This is a genomic window from Bradyrhizobium sp. CCH5-F6, from assembly GCF_001556045.1.
Taxonomy (GTDB): domain Bacteria; phylum Pseudomonadota; class Alphaproteobacteria; order Rhizobiales; family Xanthobacteraceae; genus Bradyrhizobium.
This window is the reverse complement of sequence record NZ_LSIC01000122.1, coordinates 1-17,019: the sequence shown is the minus strand read 5'-3', so window position 1 is coordinate 17,019 and position 17,019 is coordinate 1. Positions and strand designations below refer to the sequence as shown.

Here is a 17,019-nt window from a genome sequence, read left to right as displayed (position 1 = left end):
CTCGTTGTCTTCTATTTGCTCAGGATGGTCACGCACGCCACCGCTTCTTCGATACCGTGCAGTCCGCCGCCATTTTCGGCGATCGCGATCCGCGCGCCGTCGACCTGGCGGGCCCCGGCCTCATGACGCAGTTGCGCGACAAGTTCGTGGACCTGCGCGAGGCCGGTGGCGCCGACCGGATGCCCCTTCGACTCCAGCCCTCCCGACGGATTGACCGGGACGCGCCCGCCGATGGCGGTTTCGCCGCGTTCGCTGATGGCGCCGCCGTCGCCAAAGGCGCACAGGCCGAGATTTTCGATCTGGATGATCTCGCCCATGGCGGTGGCATCATGCACTTCGGCAACTGAGATATCGCCCGGACCGACGCCCGCCTTTTCGTAAGCGCGCCTGGCGGCGCGTGCGGTGCAATGGTTTTCGACGTCCGAAGGGTCACGGTCGCTGCCGGTCTGGACCACGGATGCCAGCACCCGGATCGCGCGCGACCGATCGATGCCATAGCGCTTCAGTCCCGCTGCAGTTGTCACCACAACCGCCGCGGCGCCGTCCGATACCGGCGAACACATCGGCAGCGTCAACGGATAAGTGATCGGCGGCGCGCTCAGCACCTCGTCAATGGAATAGGGCGTACGAAACTGTGACAGCGGATTTTCAACGGAGTGTCGGTGATTCTTCGCCGCGACTGCGGCGATCTGGCGCTGCGTCGTTCCGAAACGCGCCATGTGAAAGCGGGAGAACGCCGCATAAACATCCATGAATACGCTGTAGGGCTTGTCGGACGTTGTGCCGGGCGGCGGATCGATGCCTTCGCCAAGCTTCATGAGCCGCTCGCCGATTTCGTCCTTGCGGCTGATGTCCCAGGCGCTGTCGAATGACCCGAACATAAGCTCGCGATCCCTCGAGAACATCTTCTCGGCACCAACCGCAAGCGCGACGTCTCCGTCGCCTGCTTTCAGGAAGGTGACGGCCAGGTTCAGCGCCGAGCTGCCGCTCGCGCACGCGTTCTCGATGTTGACGACCGGGATCTGCCCGATCCCCATCGACCGCAACGCGATCTGACCGCGCACCATGTGCTGCTTTTCCATGTGTCCTTGCGACGCGTTGGCGAAGTAGGCGGCTTCCAATGCCGTGGTCGCGAGGCCGGCATCCGCGAGCGCTGCGTTGACCGCCTCCTTCGTCATCGTCTTGATGTCCTTGTCGAGCATGCGGCCAAACGGCGTCATGCCCACGCCCACGACGTATACGTCTTCCATGGCGGCGGCTCCCATTCTCAGGTTATATTCTGTGCCCTTAGCGACAGTTCGGACAGCACTTCCTCCGTGTGTTCGCCGAGGCCAGGCACGCCCCGCGTCGGTCCCGGATGGTGGCCGTCAATAATCAAGGGTTGCGCGACATAGCGGCGACGCCTGCCATCGCTGTCGGCCACCTCGCCGAACAGCCCCCGTTCGATGAAGTGCGGGTCGGCCGCGACTTCGTCAATTGCGCTGACGGGACCCCAGGGGATTCCCGCGGCGTCAAGCTTGTCGGCCCATTGGCCGCGTGGCGCGGCGGCGATGGCCTTGCCGATGCGCGCAACCAGTTCGACTTCCCGTCGGGTTCGTTGCGCGCGTTTCAGATCAGCTACGTCCTCCATGCCGATCAGCGTGCAAAGCGGCCGCCAGAACCAGTCCTCATGCGCGATCGACAGCGACAGCAGCTTGCCGTCCTGGCATTCGAACAGACCATAAGCGGGCTCTGCCGCGATGTCGGCGAGCGGCTCGCCGTTCATCGCCGGGCCAACCATGACCGACATCCACGATACCAGCCCGTCGGTCATCGACACGTCGATATACGCCCCCTTTCCCATGCGCGCGCGCGCCAGCAGCGCCGCAAGCACGCCGAGCGCCGCAAACATCCCCGATGAAAGGTCGCCAACCGCGATATCGCTCGGAAGCTGCGTCGAACGCGTTGCGGCCTGGGCGTGCAGGAATCCGGCGAGAGCCTGGTAGGAGAGATCATGGGCGGGTCGGTCGCGGTAGGGGCCGGTCTGTCCGAAGCCGGAGATCGACGCATAGACCAAACGGGGATTGATCGAGGCCATCGCCTCATAACCCAGCCCCAGCCGCTGCATGGTGCCGGGCCGAAACCCTTCCAGCAGGACGTCGGCAGAAGCGACGAGATCCCGGAACCGCTGCTTGTCGCCGTCCGCCTTGAGATCGAGCGCCACCGAGCGCTTGTTGCGATTGAGCGCGGCGTGGAACGCCGGAAACTGCCGCGCGGGATCTCCGATGCCCGGACGCTCGACGAGGATGACGTCGGCCCCAAGATCGGCCATCAGAAGCGTCGCGTAGGGCCCGGGATATTGCTCAGCCAGGCTGACAATACGAATACCCTCGAGCTGCAACATGACGATGTCTCTTCCCCGGATATGCAGAGCCTAAGCTTGCAGATTTTATTCGTTGGTCTATAATTTTACTGACTAAATTATTAATTGACCCAAAAGTCAAATACTTGTTGTCGAGGTGAGAACAGTGACGACGTCTGAAAAGATCAAGCCGGAGCAAAGCGTTCTGGTCGAAGTTCGTGCCGATGCGGTATGGATCACGCTCAATCGGCCGACGGCGCTCAACGCGATTACGCCCGACATGGTGGCGGGAATTACCGCCGCTCTAACGCATGCCGATGATCCGGCGATCAAGGCCGTGGTGCTGATGGGCACCGGGCGTGCCTTTTGCGCCGGAGCCGATTTGAAATACGTCAATAGCGCGACGCAGGGCGATGCACCCGCCGCGACGCGGTTCCTCGACGCCGTCCTCGACATGATGGCACGACTGGAGACCTGTCCGCGGCCGGTCATCGCCGCAGTCAATGGGTTGGCCCTAGCGGGCGGCCTGGAGTTGGTGCTGTGCTGCGATCTGGTTATCGCAGCGCGGTCAGCGAAGCTTGGTGACGCGCATGCCAATTTCGGTCTGCTGCCGGGCGGCGGCAGTTCGGTGCGGCTGCCTCGAAAAATCGGTCCGACCCGTGCGAAATATCTGCTGTTTACTGGCGATTTCGTGCCCGCCGACGATCTGGTTGCCTGCGGTCTCGTCAACGAGGTCGTCGATGACGCCGAACTGACGGCGGCGGTCGAGCGCTTGGCCGCCAAGCTCGGGTCCAAGAGCTCGCTGGTGCTCCGCCGCATGAAGGCGCTGGTCGCCGACGGTCTCGAACAACCAAAGGAGGTTGCTCTCAGGCTCGAATTGCTCGCAAGCGAAGTCCACGCCCATAGCCACGATATGAAAGAGGGACTTGCCGCATTCGAGCAAAAGCGCAAGCCGTCGTTCATCGGCCGCTGAAACGCTTTCTGCGCCTCAATTATCCGAGCCATCGCTTGCGGCGCCGATAGTGCTTGATGTTCCGATAGCTCTTGCGCACGCCTTCGAGGTTGAGGCCGAGATAGAATTCGCGGATGTCCTCGTTGGCGCGAAGGTCGGCCGCGTTACCTTCCAGTACGATGCGTCCGTCTTCCATGACGTATCCGAAATCGGCGAGGTCCAGCGCGACGCGGGTATTCTGTTCGACGATGAGCAGCGTCAGGCCATCTTCCTTCAATGAGCGGAGAACGCCGAACACCTCATCGACCATCATCGGCGCCAGCCCCAACGACGGCTCGTCGATCATCATGAGCTTCGGATTGGCCATCAGCGCGCGGCCGATCACCACCATCTGCTGTTCGCCGCCGGACAAATAGCCGGTCGTGCGCGACTTCAGCAAGGCAAGGCGCTTGATCCGGTCGTAGACGCCATCGAGCCGCCGCCGCATCGCCGGCGCTGAAGGCTCCATATGACCGCCGGCAATCAGGTTCTGCTCCACGGTCAGGTGACTGAGGACGCGGCGGCCCTCCATGACGTGGACGATCCCGTTGCGGACGATTTTTGCCGGATCACCGCCGTCGATCCGCGAGCCCTCGAACGAAATCGTCCCCGACGTCACCTTGCCGTCCTCGGTCATGAGGAGGTTCGAGATCGATTTGAGCGTGGTCGACTTGCCAGCTCCGTTGCCGCCCAAGAGCGTGACGCAAGACCCCTTGGGCACGACGAGCGTAATACCCTTCACCGCAAGGATGACGTCGCTGTAGATAACCTCGACATTGCTGAGCTCAAGCATCGACAACTCCGCGGCCGGAGCGCTGTCGCGCTCCGGCTGGTTCAGCCGGGTTACCACTTCGCAATCGTGGGGACCGGCACGTTTTCAGCGGCGATAACATATTTACCATCCTTGATGGTCGCGACGTTGACGGTCAGGCCCTTGACCGGGAATGGCGCCTCATTCGTATAAGTCAGGTTTGGCAGAATGCTGAAAGTCTGATCGGCCGAAATCGGTGTCGTCAGCAGCGCGGTGCGAACCGCCTCGCCAGTGACTTTGTCGGCGCCGACCTTGCGCGCAGCCGCCTCGATCGCCCGGAGTGCGACCAGCGTCTGATTGTAGCCCATGACGCTCGCGACGGACCATGTCGCCTGCGACTTGTATTTTGCGACGACCATCTGGTGGAAGTCGTGGGCTTTGGTCTTTTGCTCAGTCGGCACGGCCATGCCGTAGACTTCATAGTCGCCTTCCAGGTCCTTCATGCCGCCAACGGCCTTACCTGAGGCAATCAGGCCGTTATGCGAACTCATCATGATCGGAATATCGGCCTTGCCGAGCGCCTGCAGCGCACGCTTGGTCGCCACAACCGCGGCCGTGTTGGTCTGGATATCGATAACTTGCACGCCCTTGCGGATCAGGCGGCCAACCTGGGTGGTCAGATCGGTCGGCTGAACTTCGGTAAAAATGGTCTCGACGATTTCAGCCTTGTCCGGGTTGTCCTTGGCGAACTTCTCCGCGCCCTTGGCAATATCGACATAAGCCGGCGAGGCTTCCGAGGAAATGATGCCGACTTTCAGCGGCCCCTTGATGCCGCGGGTGCTGCGGAACCATTCGAAGAACCCGGCAGCCTCATGGCCATAAGTTGGCCGCGGGTTGAAGATCCAGGGATCGCCTTTCCAAGCGAACCCGTAACCGGCCGTCGACATCAACATGGGCACCTTGTCCGCCGGAAGCCGACCTTGCAGCGCGGCGACGTCAGGTCCACCGACGCCGAGTACGGCCACCGGATTGAGTTCGGCCTTGATGCCGGGCCAAAGGCTCGCAGTCTGCGCCGCGTCGTAGCGCCCGTCAAAGTCCTTGATCCCGATCTTGATGCCCATTCCCTTGCCGACTTCTTCGTTCCACCAATCGACAGTGGCGCGACGGGCGCCGACAAGGTCCTTCATGATGTCGGCGTAGGGTCCGGTAAAGTCGGCGATCGAGGCAATATTGTAGGTCGTCTGCGCCGAAGCGGGCAGCGCGAGTGTGACGACCGCCACTGCCGCGGCGCCTGCGATCCATTTAAAACGTCTGCTCTTCATCTCTACGTCCTCCCGGTTCTGTTATGTTTCATGGACACCGCCCTGCGGCGGCTTCGCTACGTTCAGTATGGAAACGGCCATGTCCGATACGACCGCTTCAGGATATTCCAGCGATGCATCAGGCCGCGCGGCTCGAAGATCAGAAATGCTGCAATGACGCTGCCGAGAAACACATTCATCAGGGAAAATACGACATCGCCGCCGATCGAGGGGAATTGCGAGACGACGGATGGCCCGAGCGACACGAAGGCCTCCTGAATGCATTTGATGACGACGACGCCGACGAGAGCGCCCGTGATCGACCCCATTCCGCCGACGATTATCATGGCAATAAACCATATCGAATTGAACAGCGTGAACTGATCGACCGCGACAAAGCGAACGAAATAAGCCCACAATCCGCCGCCGACGCCGGCATAGAATGCGCCGACCAAGAACGCGGTCGCCTTGATGGCCACGACATCAATGCCCATAATGCCGGCTGCGACGTCGTCGTCGCGCACGGCTACGAAAGCGCGTCCGTACCGGCCCCGCACCATGCCGTAAGCGCCAAAGGTCATGAGCGCCGCGACGGCGAGACAGAGATAATAGATCGAGATATCCGTCGCGAACGCGAATCCGAACAGGCTGGCAGGGTCGAGCGTCAGGCCGTTCGAACCGCCAAACCATGGCAGGTTCAGAACGAAGAAATGAAACAGCGCCTGGGCGGCGATCGTCGTCAGCGCCAGGTAGAACCCCTTGATGCGCACCGCCGACAATCCGAAGATGAAGCCGAACACAGCCGCGGAACACCCCCCGAGCGGGATGGTCAACCAGAACGGAAACCCCAGTTTCGTGGCCAGAAAACCGGTCGTGTAGGCGCCGACGCCCATAAAGGCGGCCTGTCCCAGATTGATCTGGCCGGCATAACCGGTGGTGACCTGAAGGCCGAGGACGATCACCGACGAGATCAATATCAGCGTCGAGATGGCGAGCAGCCGCGGTCCGAACAGGATCGGCAGCGCCAGCAGGAAAATCAGAAACAAGGCTAGGGCAATCTGCTGCGGACGCGTCCGCACCAACGCCGCATCGCGCGCAAAACTGGTGGCGAAAATGCCGGCCGGATCCATCGCTCAAACCCTCTCGATCGTTCTCCACCCGAACATTCCGGTCGGGCGGATAAACAAGATGACAAGCATGATCACGAACGGGAATACCGAGCCAACCGCTCCGCCGACCACCGGGTCGACATAGGCCGTCACAAGTCCCTGCACGGCGCCGACGATCAGACCGGCCAACAAGACTCCGGCGATCGACTCGAATCCGGCGAGCAGGGCCACCGGCAGCGCCGAAAGCCCGATGTCCGACGCCAGGAAATTCAGCGACTTGCCGCTGAGGTAGATGATCGCGCCGAGGGTCGACAATACGGCGCCCAGCGCCCAGGCGAAAGCGATGGAGCGTTTCACCGAGATTCCCATCGACAACGCGACCTGATGATCCTCGGCGACCGCGGTCATTTTGAGTCCGGCGCGGGTGTTGTTGAAGAACCACGACAGGCCCAGTCCGACAATCACCGTGATCACGGCGCCGATCAGCAGTGACCGCGGAATCAGGATGTCGCCGATGATCACCGGCTTCAACGCGAAGATGATCGGAAACGGCCGGACCTGCGGTCCGAATATCAAAAGGATGAGGCCCCTGATGAGAATCAGCAGGCCGATCGTCACCATCACCATCGCGAAACTGGACTCGCCGACGAGACGCGAAAAAAAGATGCGCTCGATGATAAGCCCGAATATCGCCGATACCGCCATCGCCAGCGGAAGCGCCACGAACAGTGGCAGTCCGGTTTGGATCACCATCCACCAGACGATGAAGCCGCCGAACACGACGAGCTCGCCTTGCGCAAAGTTGAACACCTTCGACGCGCGGTAGATGACAATGAAGCCCATCGCGATAAGGGCGTAAAGGAGCCCTACCAGCGAACCGTTGATCAGGTAATTCAGAAAGTCGATCATCATGACATCCCGGCCATTTTGCGCCGCGCCTGCACCGCCGTGGCGACCAGAGGGGCCGCGTCGACGGAATGAATCAGCACGTTGGCCGCCATCGTTCCGCGGCGTCCATCCTGGTAGGTGACGGGGATTGAGAGCGCCACGCGATCTTTGCCGGCGTAGAGGCCGTCGATCAATTCTGCATAGCGTTGCACCAGAAATTCACGTCGTAGCTTGCGCGTGCGGGTCAATTCGCCCTCGTCCGGATCGAGTTCCTTGGGAAAATTCGCAAATCGCCGGACTTGTGCATGATCGGGCAGAAATTTGTTGATGCGGACGATCTCTTCGCGGATCAAATCGGCTACGGCTGTCATTTGCGAGAGGTCGGCGAATGTCGAATAAGCCAGCCTGCGTTCCTCCGCCCACCGCGATACCACACCCATGTCGATATTGATCAACGCTCCGATGTAGTCCCGCGACGCGTCGCCAAGCGTCATGATGTCCTTGATGAACGGACTGAAGCGCAGCCGCGTTTCGATGAATTGCGGTGGATAGCTTTGACCGGAACTCAGCTTGGCGAGATCCTCGATCCGCTCGAGGAAAACCAACTCGCCGGAGGTAGTGACGGAAACAGCGTCGCCGGTCCGGTACCATCCGCCATCTATTCGTTCGGTGGTCTTGTCGGGCTTGCCGAAATAGCCCTGAAAGAAAGATCCACCGCGTACGAGCAGTTCGCCGTCCGGTGAAACCTTCCATTCCAGCGCCGCTGTTGCGGGGTGGGCTTCAAGCCAGTGGCCGACGGTTTCGAGGTCGTAGCGTTCGCCCTTGTGAATCGTCATGATGCCGATCTCGGTCGAACCGTAAATATTGCGCAAGGGTACGCCGATGGCGTGAAACAGCCGGAACACATCGGGCGCCATGGTTGATCCGCCGCTCAGCGCGACCTTCACGCGCGTCAGGCCGAGCTTGTCGCGCAACGGCTTCAGAACCAAAGTCTCCGCGATCGGAAATGCCAAGTGGGCTGCCAATGGTACCGGCTTGCCGTCGAGCCGAGCGACGTTGACCTTGCGTCCGATCTTGACGCCCCATTCGTAAATGCGGCGGCGGATTGGCCCCGCGTCGAGCATCTTTGCCTGGATCGTCGAGGCCAGGCTCTCCCATTGCCGGGGTGCGAACACCATCGCCTCGACCGCGAGTTCGCGGAGATTGGCCAGAACCTGCTCCGGCGACTCCGGAAAGTTGACCACCAGCGGCAAGGTGACGCCGATCGTAACACCGAACAATTGTTCGGTGACCCAGGCAGGCGCAATGTAGGTGAGGTAATCCATGCCCGGCGTCAGGTCGGTGCCGTTCACCAATCGATGCGCGTTGTCGATCAGATAACGGTGCGTGATAATGACGCCTTTGGGACGCCCCGTCGTGCCGGATGTGTAGGACAGGATGGCGATGTCGTCAGGCTGGCCCAATGCGACAAGGCTATCGAACAACCCCGGCTCGGCGGCGTTCCGCTTGCGTCCCTCGTCTTCCATGTGCTCGAGCTTCATGAGGCTCGGCTGCCGGTAAGACCACATGCCGGTATCATCCCAGTAGATCAGCCTGCGCAATGTCGGGACGCTGCCGAGTACTGCGAGCCCCTTGTCAATCTGCTCCTGGTCCTGGCCTACGAAGTAAACCGCCTGACTGTCGTTCAGGAGGTACTCGATTTCACCGACTGTGAGGTCGGGGTAGAGCGAGACGACCTTGCCGCCGAGCGAGAGCACGGCAAGCTCCATCCAAAAATTCTCGGGCTCGTTTTCGCCGATGATGGCGACCGTCTCGCCGCGCGCAAACGACATCGATTGCAATCCAACCGCCAGGTTGCGGACGCGCTCGAGCACGTCGCCGTAACGGAACTCACGCCAGATGCCCCGATACTTGTGACGCGCGATTAGCCGCTCGGGCTCCGCCGTGGCCCGGTCGACGAATGCCTGCGGCAATGTTTTCATTGGTGTGGCGGCTGAGGTCATTTTTCGCCCAGGTAAGCTTTCATGACCAGCGGGTCCCGCTGAATCTGGGCGGGCGTTCCGGTCGCGATCATTTTCCCGAAATCTAGTACGTAGATGCGGTCCGCGAGGTCCATGACCACACCCATATCGTGCTCGACGAGTACGACGGGGATGCCGCGCGCCTCGCGTACGTCGAGGATGAACCGGGCGAGGTCTTCCTTTTCCTCGTTGTTCATCCCGGCCATCGGCTCGTCCATCAGCAGAATTTTCGGTTCCTGCGCGAGCGCGCGGCCGAGGTCGACACGCTTGCGCAAGCCATATCCAAGTGTTCCGACCGGCTGATGGCGGATCGATTCGATTTCCAGCAATTCAATGATTTCCTCGACGACCTCGCGGTGCTGCGCTTCCTCCTTTTGGGCCCAGTGAAAATGCACGAAGGCCTGCAAAATCGAACTGCGCATATGCATGTGCCGCCCGATCAGGATGTTCTCGATCACGGTCATGCCGGGAAAGATGTGCGTTCCCTGAAACGTCCGCGCCAATCCGGATCGCGCGATTTGATGGACGCTTCGGCCGACCATCTGCTCACCATCGAACACGATGCGGCCCTGCTGCGGTCGATAGAAGCCGCTCATACAGTTCATCAGCGAGGTTTTGCCGGCGCCGTTGGGGCCGATAACCGCAATGAGCTCGTCGGGCCTGATCTCGATCGAGACTTCGTTCAGGGCGACAACGCCGCCGAACGACATTCGCAGACGGTCTGCGGTCAGCATCGGCCGCATACCGCTCACGTTGGGCTCCGCATGGGTCGCCGCTTCGGCGCTCATGTCTCCTCCGTAGTCGCGCAGTCGTTCAAAGCGCGCGCGTAGTTATTTTCGTTGCGTTATGACCAATCAGGCATAATACTTACTTGCAAGTCAAATAGATTTTTGACGCTTTTCATGCGACCAATTCACGGCGTGAACGAATGCTGGGCGACCCCAATCTTGCTGTGCAACTCCGCACCCAGCTCAAATTGCCCGTTCTGGTTGGGCCGATGTTTCTCGTATCGGGTCCCGACCTTGTCATCGCTTGTTCGCAGGCCGGCGTCGCGGGCTCTTTTCCGACCCTTAATGCGCGGTCGACGGCAATCCTGGATCAATGGCTCGCGAGGATCACGGCCGAGTTGCAGCCGGACGCGGCTCCCTATGCAGCGAACCTGATCGTCCATCCAACCAACACCAGGCTGGCGGAAGACGTCGATCTGGTCGTCAAACACAAGTCGCCGCTGGTGATTGCCAGCGTCGGACATCCGGGTCGTGTTGTTGCCGCCGTAAAGAGCTACGGCGGCTTGGTTTTCTCCGACGTCGCCTCGCTCAAACACGCCCAACGCGCGGCGGAAACCGGCGTTGATGGTCTGATTTTGTTGTGTGGCGGCTCCGGCGGCAACACCGGTTGGCTCAACCCCTTCGCATTCGTCACCGCCGTTCGTAAATTCTTCGCCGGACCCCTTGTTCTCGCCGGGGCGATCTCGAATGGCCGCCTGATCCATGTTGCGGAAGAGCTCGGCGCCGACTTCGCCTATGTCGGTACGCCCTTTATCGCGGCGACGGAGAGCATGGCGGCGGATGATTACCGGCAAATGCTGATCGATAGCAACGCCGACGACATTCAGCTGACGGCCGAAGTCACTGGCATTCCCGCCAACATGCTCCGCAAAAGCCTCGAACGCAGCGGCTTCAGGCCGGAGCCGAAGCATGACGGTTTCAATCTCCTGAAGGAGATCGAGACGCTGAAGGCATGGCGGGATATCTGGAGCGCGGGGCAGGGCGTTGGCGATGTCGAGCGTGTCGAGCCGGCTGCGGGCGTGATCGACCGCATGACGCATGATTACGATGCGGCGCGCGCAGCAAGCCAGCAACGGGCCGCGCGCAGGTTCGCTTCAGTCGGCAGTCAATAGCTCGCGGGACGGCTCTCGTCCGCTTTTGCCTTAACGGCTCAAGGTGGGGGCCGATCCCACGGATATACGCAATATCCAGCAACCGCGGGATACGCTCTTAGGCTAGGGCGAAACGGCGTGGTCGAGAAGGTCTGTAAAAACCTTCGCGATCTCCGCGCCGCTTTTCGGTCCGTCCTTATCGAACCACCGTGCCATCCAGTTGACCGCACCCATGAAGAAAAACACGGTCAATTTTGGATCGACCTGCCGTATGCTGCCGTCGGCCATGCCCTTCTCGATAATCGCCTGCATCTGATGCTGCGCCTTGTCACGGCGCGCGGCGACGATCTTGCGGTTGGCGGGATCGAGCGCCTGGAATTCGACGAGGACGGCGCAATCGCCGATCTCGCTGTTGTGCGACTCGATGAATTCCTTCGCAAACGAAAGCAGAATTTCACGGCCGTTCCTGCCGGTCTTGTACGCGTGCTCGAACGCGCGATCGCCGAGATCCTGCGACAGCATATGGCACTCGAACAGGATTTCCTGCTTGTTCTTGATGTAATAATAGAGCGCGGGCTTGGTCACGCCAAGCGTCTTGGCGACATCGTCGAGCGACGTCGCATGATATCCTTGCGAGCTGAATGCGCGCGCCGCCTCTTTCAGCAAGGCGGTTCGCTTCAGATTGAATTGCTGGTCGCGGGTCTGAACGGTGTCGTTCCACGCGGCAAGCTGACGGTCACGGCCAGACACCACCACTCCTAGAATTTCATTGCGAGAACAGCAGCGCTGATCCCGGCACAATTGAGCTGATTCGGTCAGCTTTTATCAACGCGAATACCCATCGCAAGTCAAAGATTGCGGGCGATGATGAGTTTCTGGATGTTGCTGGTGCCCTCGTAGATCTTGCAGACGCGGACATCGCGGCAGTAACGCTCCACCGGGAAATCCCGCAGATAACCGTATCCGCCATGAATCTGCAGCGCCTCGGAGCACACTTTCTCGGCCATTTCGCTGGCGAACAGCTTCGCGATGGCAGCCTCCTTCATGCAGGGCAGGCCGGCCTCGAGCAGGCGCGCGGCATGAATATAGTATTGTCGGGCGATATCGACCTGCGCCGCCATGTCGGCGAGAGCGAAGCTGACGCCCTGCAGCTCCATGATCGGTTTGCCTGCGACCTCACGTTCGCGCGCATAATGTATGGCTGCTTCGAGAGCCGCCTGCGCGATTCCGACCGCCTGCGCAGCGATGGCGATGCGGCCGTCGGAAAGACCTGACATCATGATGCCGTAGCCGCAATCGAGCGTGCCGAGGATGTTTTCCTTGGGAACGCGGAGGTCGTCGAGCTGGATCTGGGCGGTATGCGCGGTCCGCTGCCCGAGTTTTTCCTCAATGCGACTGACTATGTAGCCTTTTGCAGGCGGCTCGACCAGGAAGGTGGTGAAGCCGCGCTTGCCTGCACCCGGATCGGTGCGCGCGACGATGATCGCCACGCCGGCCTCGCTGCCGTTGGAGATGAACTGCTTGGTCCCGTTGATCACGAAATCATCGCCGTCGCGGCGCGCCGAGGTTCGAAGTGCCGATGTTTCGGAACCAGCCTGCGGCTCGGTAATCAGGAAGGCGCCGATCTTGTCGCCGGAGGCAAGCGCAGGAAGCAGTCGCTGCTTTTGCTCGGCAGTGCCGTTTTTCGCAATGACATGAGCTGCGCCGAGATTGTGAACGTGGACGATCGTTCCGACCCCGCCGTCGGCGGCGGAAAGTTCCTCGATGGCGAGACAATAGGCGAGAAAGCCAGATGCCGAGCCGCCGTATTCCTCGGAGACGGTCATGCCCATGAAACCCTGGGCGCCGAGAACTCTCAGCTCCTCGGTCGGCCACGCCGAGGTGCTATCACGCTCGGCTGCAGTTGGGGCAAGGACATCCCGTCCAAGTTGGCGCGCCGTGTTGCGAACCATGCGCTGCTGTTCTGACAAAAACGGCTCCGAACCTGTATCGCTGAAATGCTTGTTCATGGTCGCATCCCATCCGCAATTAAGGCCGCAGAGTTGCGGCATGCAATTTACGAGAGGATACATTAATTTACCCGTGGGTCAAATTTCGGTCATGCGCGCGCCGGTTTTCAAATGCCTTCAACTCGTTAGTCGACCCTGAAGAACCGGGATTTCAGGCTGACATGAGCCGCAGTCCGAGGCTGGGCCGAGCTAGGATTTTGAACAGCAGAAGGCTCAGCCGGTTGATGAGGCGGCGGAAGTTTTATCCGACGGCAGCAAGGACGGAATTGGTGGCGTTACCGTCGCGATACCAAAGGTAATTGCGGCCCATTCGGGGTTCGGATTTGAGATGGCCGATCACCGGCTCGACGACGGAACGAACGCCGGCTGTGCATCTCGCGCTTGATCTGTGGCGTTACCCGCCGCTTCTAGCCTGACGTAAACACCCTGAACTTGTAATCCGGCGGGGCGTTGTGGCCCGATAACCCTTGTCGAGGAGAATGCGCGCGATGGTGTTGCCGATCAGCGCCTCTATCTCGGGGATGACGGTTGCGAGCGCGTGGCCGTCATAGCGGTTGCCGGGCAGCGCCTTCGCATGGATCACGAACTGACAGCCATCGGGTGGCATCGTTGCCTTTGCAATGTCGATCTGGCGGGCGCGCGAGGCAAAGACGGCCGCAACCTTTGGTTCGGCGCGTTGGGCGGCGGCCTCAGAACTGCGGGCCGCGCAGCTCATGGACCAGGATGGCGTCGTGCTCGGCGGTTCGGCCGCCATTACCTTCGCCATAATGGACCAGAGCACGTCCTGTGTTTCGCGCCGACCGGAGCGGCAGGGGCGTCGGCCTTGTCATTCCGACCCTGCTGACCTGGCCGGGCAGTTTGTCTTGTTCACGATATCAAAGGAGAGAAATCAAAGGAGAGAACTGGAATCTAACCTGAGGTTGCCGCGCCCGGCATGGACAACGCATACCGCAGCGCACGATAAGCCACTTTGCGGCCGGTCGACGGTGCGTTAATCAATTGAGCAGGCCAGATGTCGATCCGACCAATCAAAACCCACCACACGTTCGAGGTGATCTCGGATCAGATCCGCGACGAGGCCCGCTCGGGCGTCCTGGGAATGGGCGACCGCCTGCCCAACGAGCGGGACATGGCAAAGGCTCTTGCCGTAAGCCGACACGCCCTTCGGCGAAGCGCTGCGCGGCTTGGAATCTCTGGGCGTTAGTCGCTTGTGTCGGCGCAAGCTTATCCGTCAAAGCCGATCACGTGGCTGATACCGTTCCCGGCGGGCGGGCCGACCGATGTGCTCGCTCGTGCCGTCGCACCCAAGCTCAGCGAGGCTCTCGACGTTACCGTAATTGTGGAGAATCCACCAGGCGCCGGCGGTGGCACCGCAATGGTTTCGCTCGCGAAGGCGAAGCCCGATGGCTAACCGTTCGTAGCCCGGCCCCCAGCATGCAGGGGTCCAGGCGGCACGCCAAATAGCCGCGTTCTTGCCGCAGGCCGGCGGCTCGATCCAAAAGACGTTGGCAGACAACAAGCGTCACATGGCGGATGGGGATAATGATGGATATTGGCATATCCCGTGCATTTCTGCAGAAGGGGGAACCCGTAACTTCTTGACGTCCGGCAAGACGAGCTAGATGATATCCCTAACAATCGTTAGAAATTCGTTGGCGAGGAGTCGACGGTTTGTGCGGCGCGGTATGGTCGGGGTTGCCTGAGCCGAACAGCCGCGATCGGCGTGAGATGGAAGAACTCTGTGGATGAGAGTGGCGTCCGCCCAAACGTGGCGGCTCGTCGTTAGGAATGGAGGTCCGAGTATGAGAGATCGGCATCCCGTCACTGATTGGGCAACAGACTTCGACCACCTTGACCCGCGATGGATTGAAGACCCGTTCCCAATCTGGGACGAGCTGCGCCGATCCTGTCCGGTTGCTCATACGAGTCGGTTCCAGGGTGTGTACTTTCCCACGCGTTACGAAGATATCCGTCAGATTGCGTATGATACCGAGCATTTCTCTTCACGGCGGGTTCAGGTGCGCGAGACGCCGCCCCCCGTGAAATCGCCGGCGCCTCCGATCACGTCTGATCCGCCGCATCATCGCGCCGCACGTATGGTCCTGCTGCCTCAGTTCACGCCCGAAGCCATCAACAAGCTGATCCCGACAACGCGCATGATCTGCAATGACCTCATCGATCGGTTTATCGGCGACGAGACGTGCGACGCAGCGGTGGATTTTGCCCAGCATATTCCGGTGCGTGTGATTGCAGGGATGCTTGGCCTGCCGCCAAGCGATGGGGAAATGTTCCGTGGATGGGTGCATGGGCTCGTTGAGGAAGCCATCCTGGACGATGCCACGATGGTGCGTACCCTGTCGGAAATGACCGCCTACCTGCTGGATCACGTGGAGCAGCGTCGCAGGTCGCCGGCCGATGATCTCATCAGTTATCTGGCCGCCGATCGGATTGATGGTGCGCCTTTGACGGACAACCACATCCTCGGCACCCTCCGCCTTCTGCTCATTGCCGGTATCGATACGACATGGAGCGGGATCGGAGCTTGCCTATGGCATTTGGCCAAAACGCCCGCTGATCGGCGCCGCCTAGTTGCTGAGCCCGCGCTGATGCAGACGGCCATTGAGGAATTCTTGCGGGCCTATTCTCCGGTGACCATGGCGAGGCTCGTCGCCAAGGACACGGTCGTAGGTGGCTGCCCTTACGAGAAGGGGCAAATGGTGCTGCTCTCCTTCCCGGCGGCCAACCGAGATCCCGCGGTTTTCCCGGACGCCGATAAGGTCATTATTGACCGCAAGGCGAACCGCCATGCGGCCTTCGGCCTCGGAATACATCGTTGCGTCGGTTCGAACCTCGCGCGCATGGAACTCACCGTTGCGGTCGAGGAGTTCTTGAAGAGGATTCCTGAGTTTCACCTCGCCGATTCCAAAGCTGTCACGTGGTCCGAAGGTGCGGTCAGGGGACCTCGAAAGCTCCCACTCCTGCTCGGATGACCGGCACGCCAGCCTGGGCGGAGCGTTGGGCTCGTCTTCCGATCGCATATAGGTCTAACAGGATGCCCAGCATGACACCGAAAGCCCTGCGCGGCCCCCCGCGCGAATCTGGGCGGACAGCTTGGATCTGTGGGCGCAAGAGACAGAGGAGGCGGCAACCATGAAAACGGCGTTGTGCAAGAAGTTGGGTATCGAATTCCCGTTATTTGCGTTCAGTCATTGCCGCGATGTCGTGGCAGAGGTGACGAACGCAGGCGGTTTCGGCGTTCTCGGCGCTGTCGGACACACACCAGAGAGCTTGAAAATCGAACTGGACTGGATCGACTCGCGTGTCAAGGGCCGGCCCTACGGTATCGACCTGCTGATTCCGAACAAAATGGAGGACAAGCAGGGTGACCTTGCAGAGGCTGAGCTGCAGTCGCGGATTCCGGACGGACATCGAAAATTCGTGAACAGCCTCCTCGAGCGGCACGGCATCGATACGTCGGATCTTTGGAGCGGCGAGTACGACAAGCGCACGGCCGACAGCATGCGGGAGGCGGGAGCCGCAAAGCTTCTCGACGTGGCGTTCCAACATCCGATCAAGCTCTTCGTCAATGCCCTCGGTGTGCCACCGAAGTCGATCATGGAACGGGCACGGTCGAAGGGCATCCTCGTTGGCGCACTGACCGGAGCCAAAGAGCACGCCATCAAGCACGCCGAGGCGGGGGTCGATATACTTGTCGCTGCCGGCACCGAG

General features: G+C 60.7%; 16 protein-coding genes and 2 pseudogenes. 7 read left to right on the top strand and 11 right to left on the bottom strand.

The window, feature by feature from the left end:
* Positions 1-11: 11 nt before the first annotated feature.
* Together AX729_RS22290 and AX729_RS22285 are read right to left on the bottom strand one after the other, a co-directional pair.
* On the bottom strand, positions 12-1,265 hold the full coding sequence (locus tag AX729_RS22290) for a thiolase family protein (protein ID WP_245325322.1): 1,254 nt from the start codon (positions 1,263-1,265) through the stop codon (positions 12-14).
* 2 nt (positions 1,266-1,267) lie between these two features.
* Positions 1,268-2,383: a CaiB/BaiF CoA transferase family protein gene (locus tag AX729_RS22285; RefSeq protein WP_021075802.1), complete on the bottom strand. Its 1,116-nt coding sequence runs from the start codon at positions 2,381-2,383 to the stop codon at positions 1,268-1,270.
* Between the two features lie 124 nt (positions 2,384-2,507).
* Here AX729_RS22285 and AX729_RS22280 point away from each other — a divergent pair, with 124 nt between their 5' ends.
* Entirely contained in the window at positions 2,508-3,314 is an 807-nt protein-coding gene (locus AX729_RS22280; RefSeq protein WP_021075803.1) for an enoyl-CoA hydratase/isomerase family protein, read from the top strand.
* 19 nt (positions 3,315-3,333) lie between these two features.
* Here AX729_RS22280 and AX729_RS22275 read toward each other — a convergent pair whose 3' ends face one another.
* The 6 genes from AX729_RS22275 to AX729_RS22250 form a co-directional block, all read right to left on the bottom strand.
* Positions 3,334-4,125 (bottom strand): ABC transporter ATP-binding protein, encoded by a 792-nt coding sequence (locus tag AX729_RS22275; protein WP_021075804.1) that lies wholly within the window; start codon positions 4,123-4,125, stop codon positions 3,334-3,336.
* 50 nt (positions 4,126-4,175) lie between these two features.
* Entirely contained in the window at positions 4,176-5,405 is a 1,230-nt protein-coding gene (locus AX729_RS22270; protein ID WP_021075805.1) for an ABC transporter substrate-binding protein, read from the bottom strand.
* Between the two features lie 62 nt (positions 5,406-5,467).
* Positions 5,468-6,514 (bottom strand): branched-chain amino acid ABC transporter permease, encoded by a 1,047-nt coding sequence (locus AX729_RS22265; RefSeq protein WP_021075806.1) that lies wholly within the window; start codon positions 6,512-6,514, stop codon positions 5,468-5,470.
* Positions 6,515-6,517: 3 nt separating this feature from the next.
* The gene (locus AX729_RS22260; RefSeq protein WP_021075807.1) at positions 6,518-7,402 is read right to left on the bottom strand and encodes a branched-chain amino acid ABC transporter permease; all 885 of its coding nucleotides are present in this window, start codon (positions 7,400-7,402) and stop codon (positions 6,518-6,520) included.
* Entirely contained in the window at positions 7,402-9,384 is a 1,983-nt protein-coding gene (locus AX729_RS22255; RefSeq protein WP_021075808.1) for an AMP-dependent synthetase/ligase, read from the bottom strand. Before AX729_RS22255 ends, AX729_RS22260 begins: the two co-directional genes overlap by 1 nt.
* Positions 9,381-10,190, bottom strand: coding sequence for an ABC transporter ATP-binding protein (locus AX729_RS22250; RefSeq protein ID WP_021075809.1), 810 nt, complete (start codon positions 10,188-10,190; stop codon positions 9,381-9,383). The genes AX729_RS22255 and AX729_RS22250 overlap by 4 nt, the downstream gene beginning before the upstream one ends.
* Positions 10,191-10,330: 140 nt before the next feature.
* Between AX729_RS22250 and AX729_RS22245 the strand changes: the two genes are divergently transcribed.
* On the top strand, positions 10,331-11,302 hold the full coding sequence (locus AX729_RS22245) for an NAD(P)H-dependent flavin oxidoreductase (RefSeq protein WP_061026512.1): 972 nt from the start codon (positions 10,331-10,333) through the stop codon (positions 11,300-11,302).
* A gap of 102 nt (positions 11,303-11,404) precedes the next feature.
* On the opposite strand, the gene AX729_RS22240 is transcribed toward AX729_RS22245, so the two are convergent.
* From AX729_RS22240 to AX729_RS38805, 3 genes and pseudogenes are all read right to left on the bottom strand, one after another.
* Entirely contained in the window at positions 11,405-12,031 is a 627-nt protein-coding gene (locus tag AX729_RS22240) for a TetR/AcrR family transcriptional regulator (protein WP_021075811.1), read from the bottom strand.
* Positions 12,032-12,129: 98 nt separating this feature from the next.
* The gene (locus AX729_RS22235) at positions 12,130-13,290 is read right to left on the bottom strand and encodes an acyl-CoA dehydrogenase family protein (protein ID WP_021075812.1); all 1,161 of its coding nucleotides are present in this window, start codon (positions 13,288-13,290) and stop codon (positions 12,130-12,132) included.
* Positions 13,291-13,534: 244 nt separating this feature from the next.
* Positions 13,535-13,885: pseudogene (locus AX729_RS38805) on the bottom strand (IS5/IS1182 family transposase); the annotation flags it as partial.
* Between the two features lies 1 nt (position 13,886).
* Here AX729_RS38805 and AX729_RS41185 point away from each other — a divergent pair.
* The 5 genes and pseudogenes from AX729_RS41185 to AX729_RS22210 form a co-directional block, all read left to right on the top strand.
* Positions 13,887-14,205 (top strand): annotated as a pseudogene (locus tag AX729_RS41185) (type IV secretory system conjugative DNA transfer family protein); the annotation flags it as partial.
* Between the two features lie 97 nt (positions 14,206-14,302).
* Entirely contained in the window at positions 14,303-14,494 is a 192-nt protein-coding gene (locus AX729_RS41810; protein WP_035649309.1) for a GntR family transcriptional regulator, read from the top strand.
* Positions 14,495-14,500: 6 nt separating this feature from the next.
* A complete protein-coding gene (locus AX729_RS41805; protein ID WP_035649311.1) occupies positions 14,501-14,701 on the top strand; it encodes a tripartite tricarboxylate transporter substrate-binding protein in 201 nt (66 codons plus the stop codon).
* A 391-nt stretch (positions 14,702-15,092) separates the two neighbouring features.
* Entirely contained in the window at positions 15,093-16,280 is a 1,188-nt protein-coding gene (locus AX729_RS22215; protein WP_021075814.1) for a cytochrome P450, read from the top strand.
* Between the two features lie 160 nt (positions 16,281-16,440).
* Positions 16,441-17,019, top strand: a 579-nt coding sequence (locus AX729_RS22210) for a nitronate monooxygenase (protein WP_197433648.1), incomplete at its 3' end; no start/stop codon positions are given.

What these genes read in the sequence shown, in the direction of transcription:
- AX729_RS22290 (WP_245325322.1), bottom strand. Translation starts at nt 1,265, where the DNA reads ATGGGAGCCGCCGCCATGGAAGACGTATACGTCGTGGGCGTGGGCATG.
- AX729_RS22285 (WP_021075802.1), bottom strand. Translation starts at nt 2,383, where the DNA reads ATGTTGCAGCTCGAGGGTATTCGTATTGTCAGCCTGGCTGAGCAATAT.
- AX729_RS22275 (WP_021075804.1), bottom strand. Translation starts at nt 4,125, where the DNA reads ATGCTTGAGCTCAGCAATGTCGAGGTTATCTACAGCGACGTCATCCTT.
- AX729_RS22270 (WP_021075805.1), bottom strand. Translation starts at nt 5,405, where the DNA reads ATGAAGAGCAGACGTTTTAAATGGATCGCAGGCGCCGCGGCAGTGGCG.
- AX729_RS22265 (WP_021075806.1), bottom strand. Translation starts at nt 6,514, where the DNA reads ATGGATCCGGCCGGCATTTTCGCCACCAGTTTTGCGCGCGATGCGGCG.
- AX729_RS22260 (WP_021075807.1), bottom strand. Translation starts at nt 7,402, where the DNA reads ATGATCGACTTTCTGAATTACCTGATCAACGGTTCGCTGGTAGGGCTC.
- AX729_RS22255 (WP_021075808.1), bottom strand. Translation starts at nt 9,384, where the DNA reads ATGACCTCAGCCGCCACACCAATGAAAACATTGCCGCAGGCATTCGTC.
- AX729_RS22250 (WP_021075809.1), bottom strand. Translation starts at nt 10,190, where the DNA reads ATGAGCGCCGAAGCGGCGACCCATGCGGAGCCCAACGTGAGCGGTATG.
- AX729_RS22245 (WP_061026512.1), top strand. Translation starts at nt 10,331, where the DNA reads ATGCTGGGCGACCCCAATCTTGCTGTGCAACTCCGCACCCAGCTCAAA.
- AX729_RS22235 (WP_021075812.1), bottom strand. Translation starts at nt 13,290, where the DNA reads ATGAACAAGCATTTCAGCGATACAGGTTCGGAGCCGTTTTTGTCAGAA.
- AX729_RS41810 (WP_035649309.1), top strand. Translation starts at nt 14,303, where the DNA reads ATGTCGATCCGACCAATCAAAACCCACCACACGTTCGAGGTGATCTCG.
- AX729_RS22215 (WP_021075814.1), top strand. Translation starts at nt 15,093, where the DNA reads ATGAGAGATCGGCATCCCGTCACTGATTGGGCAACAGACTTCGACCAC.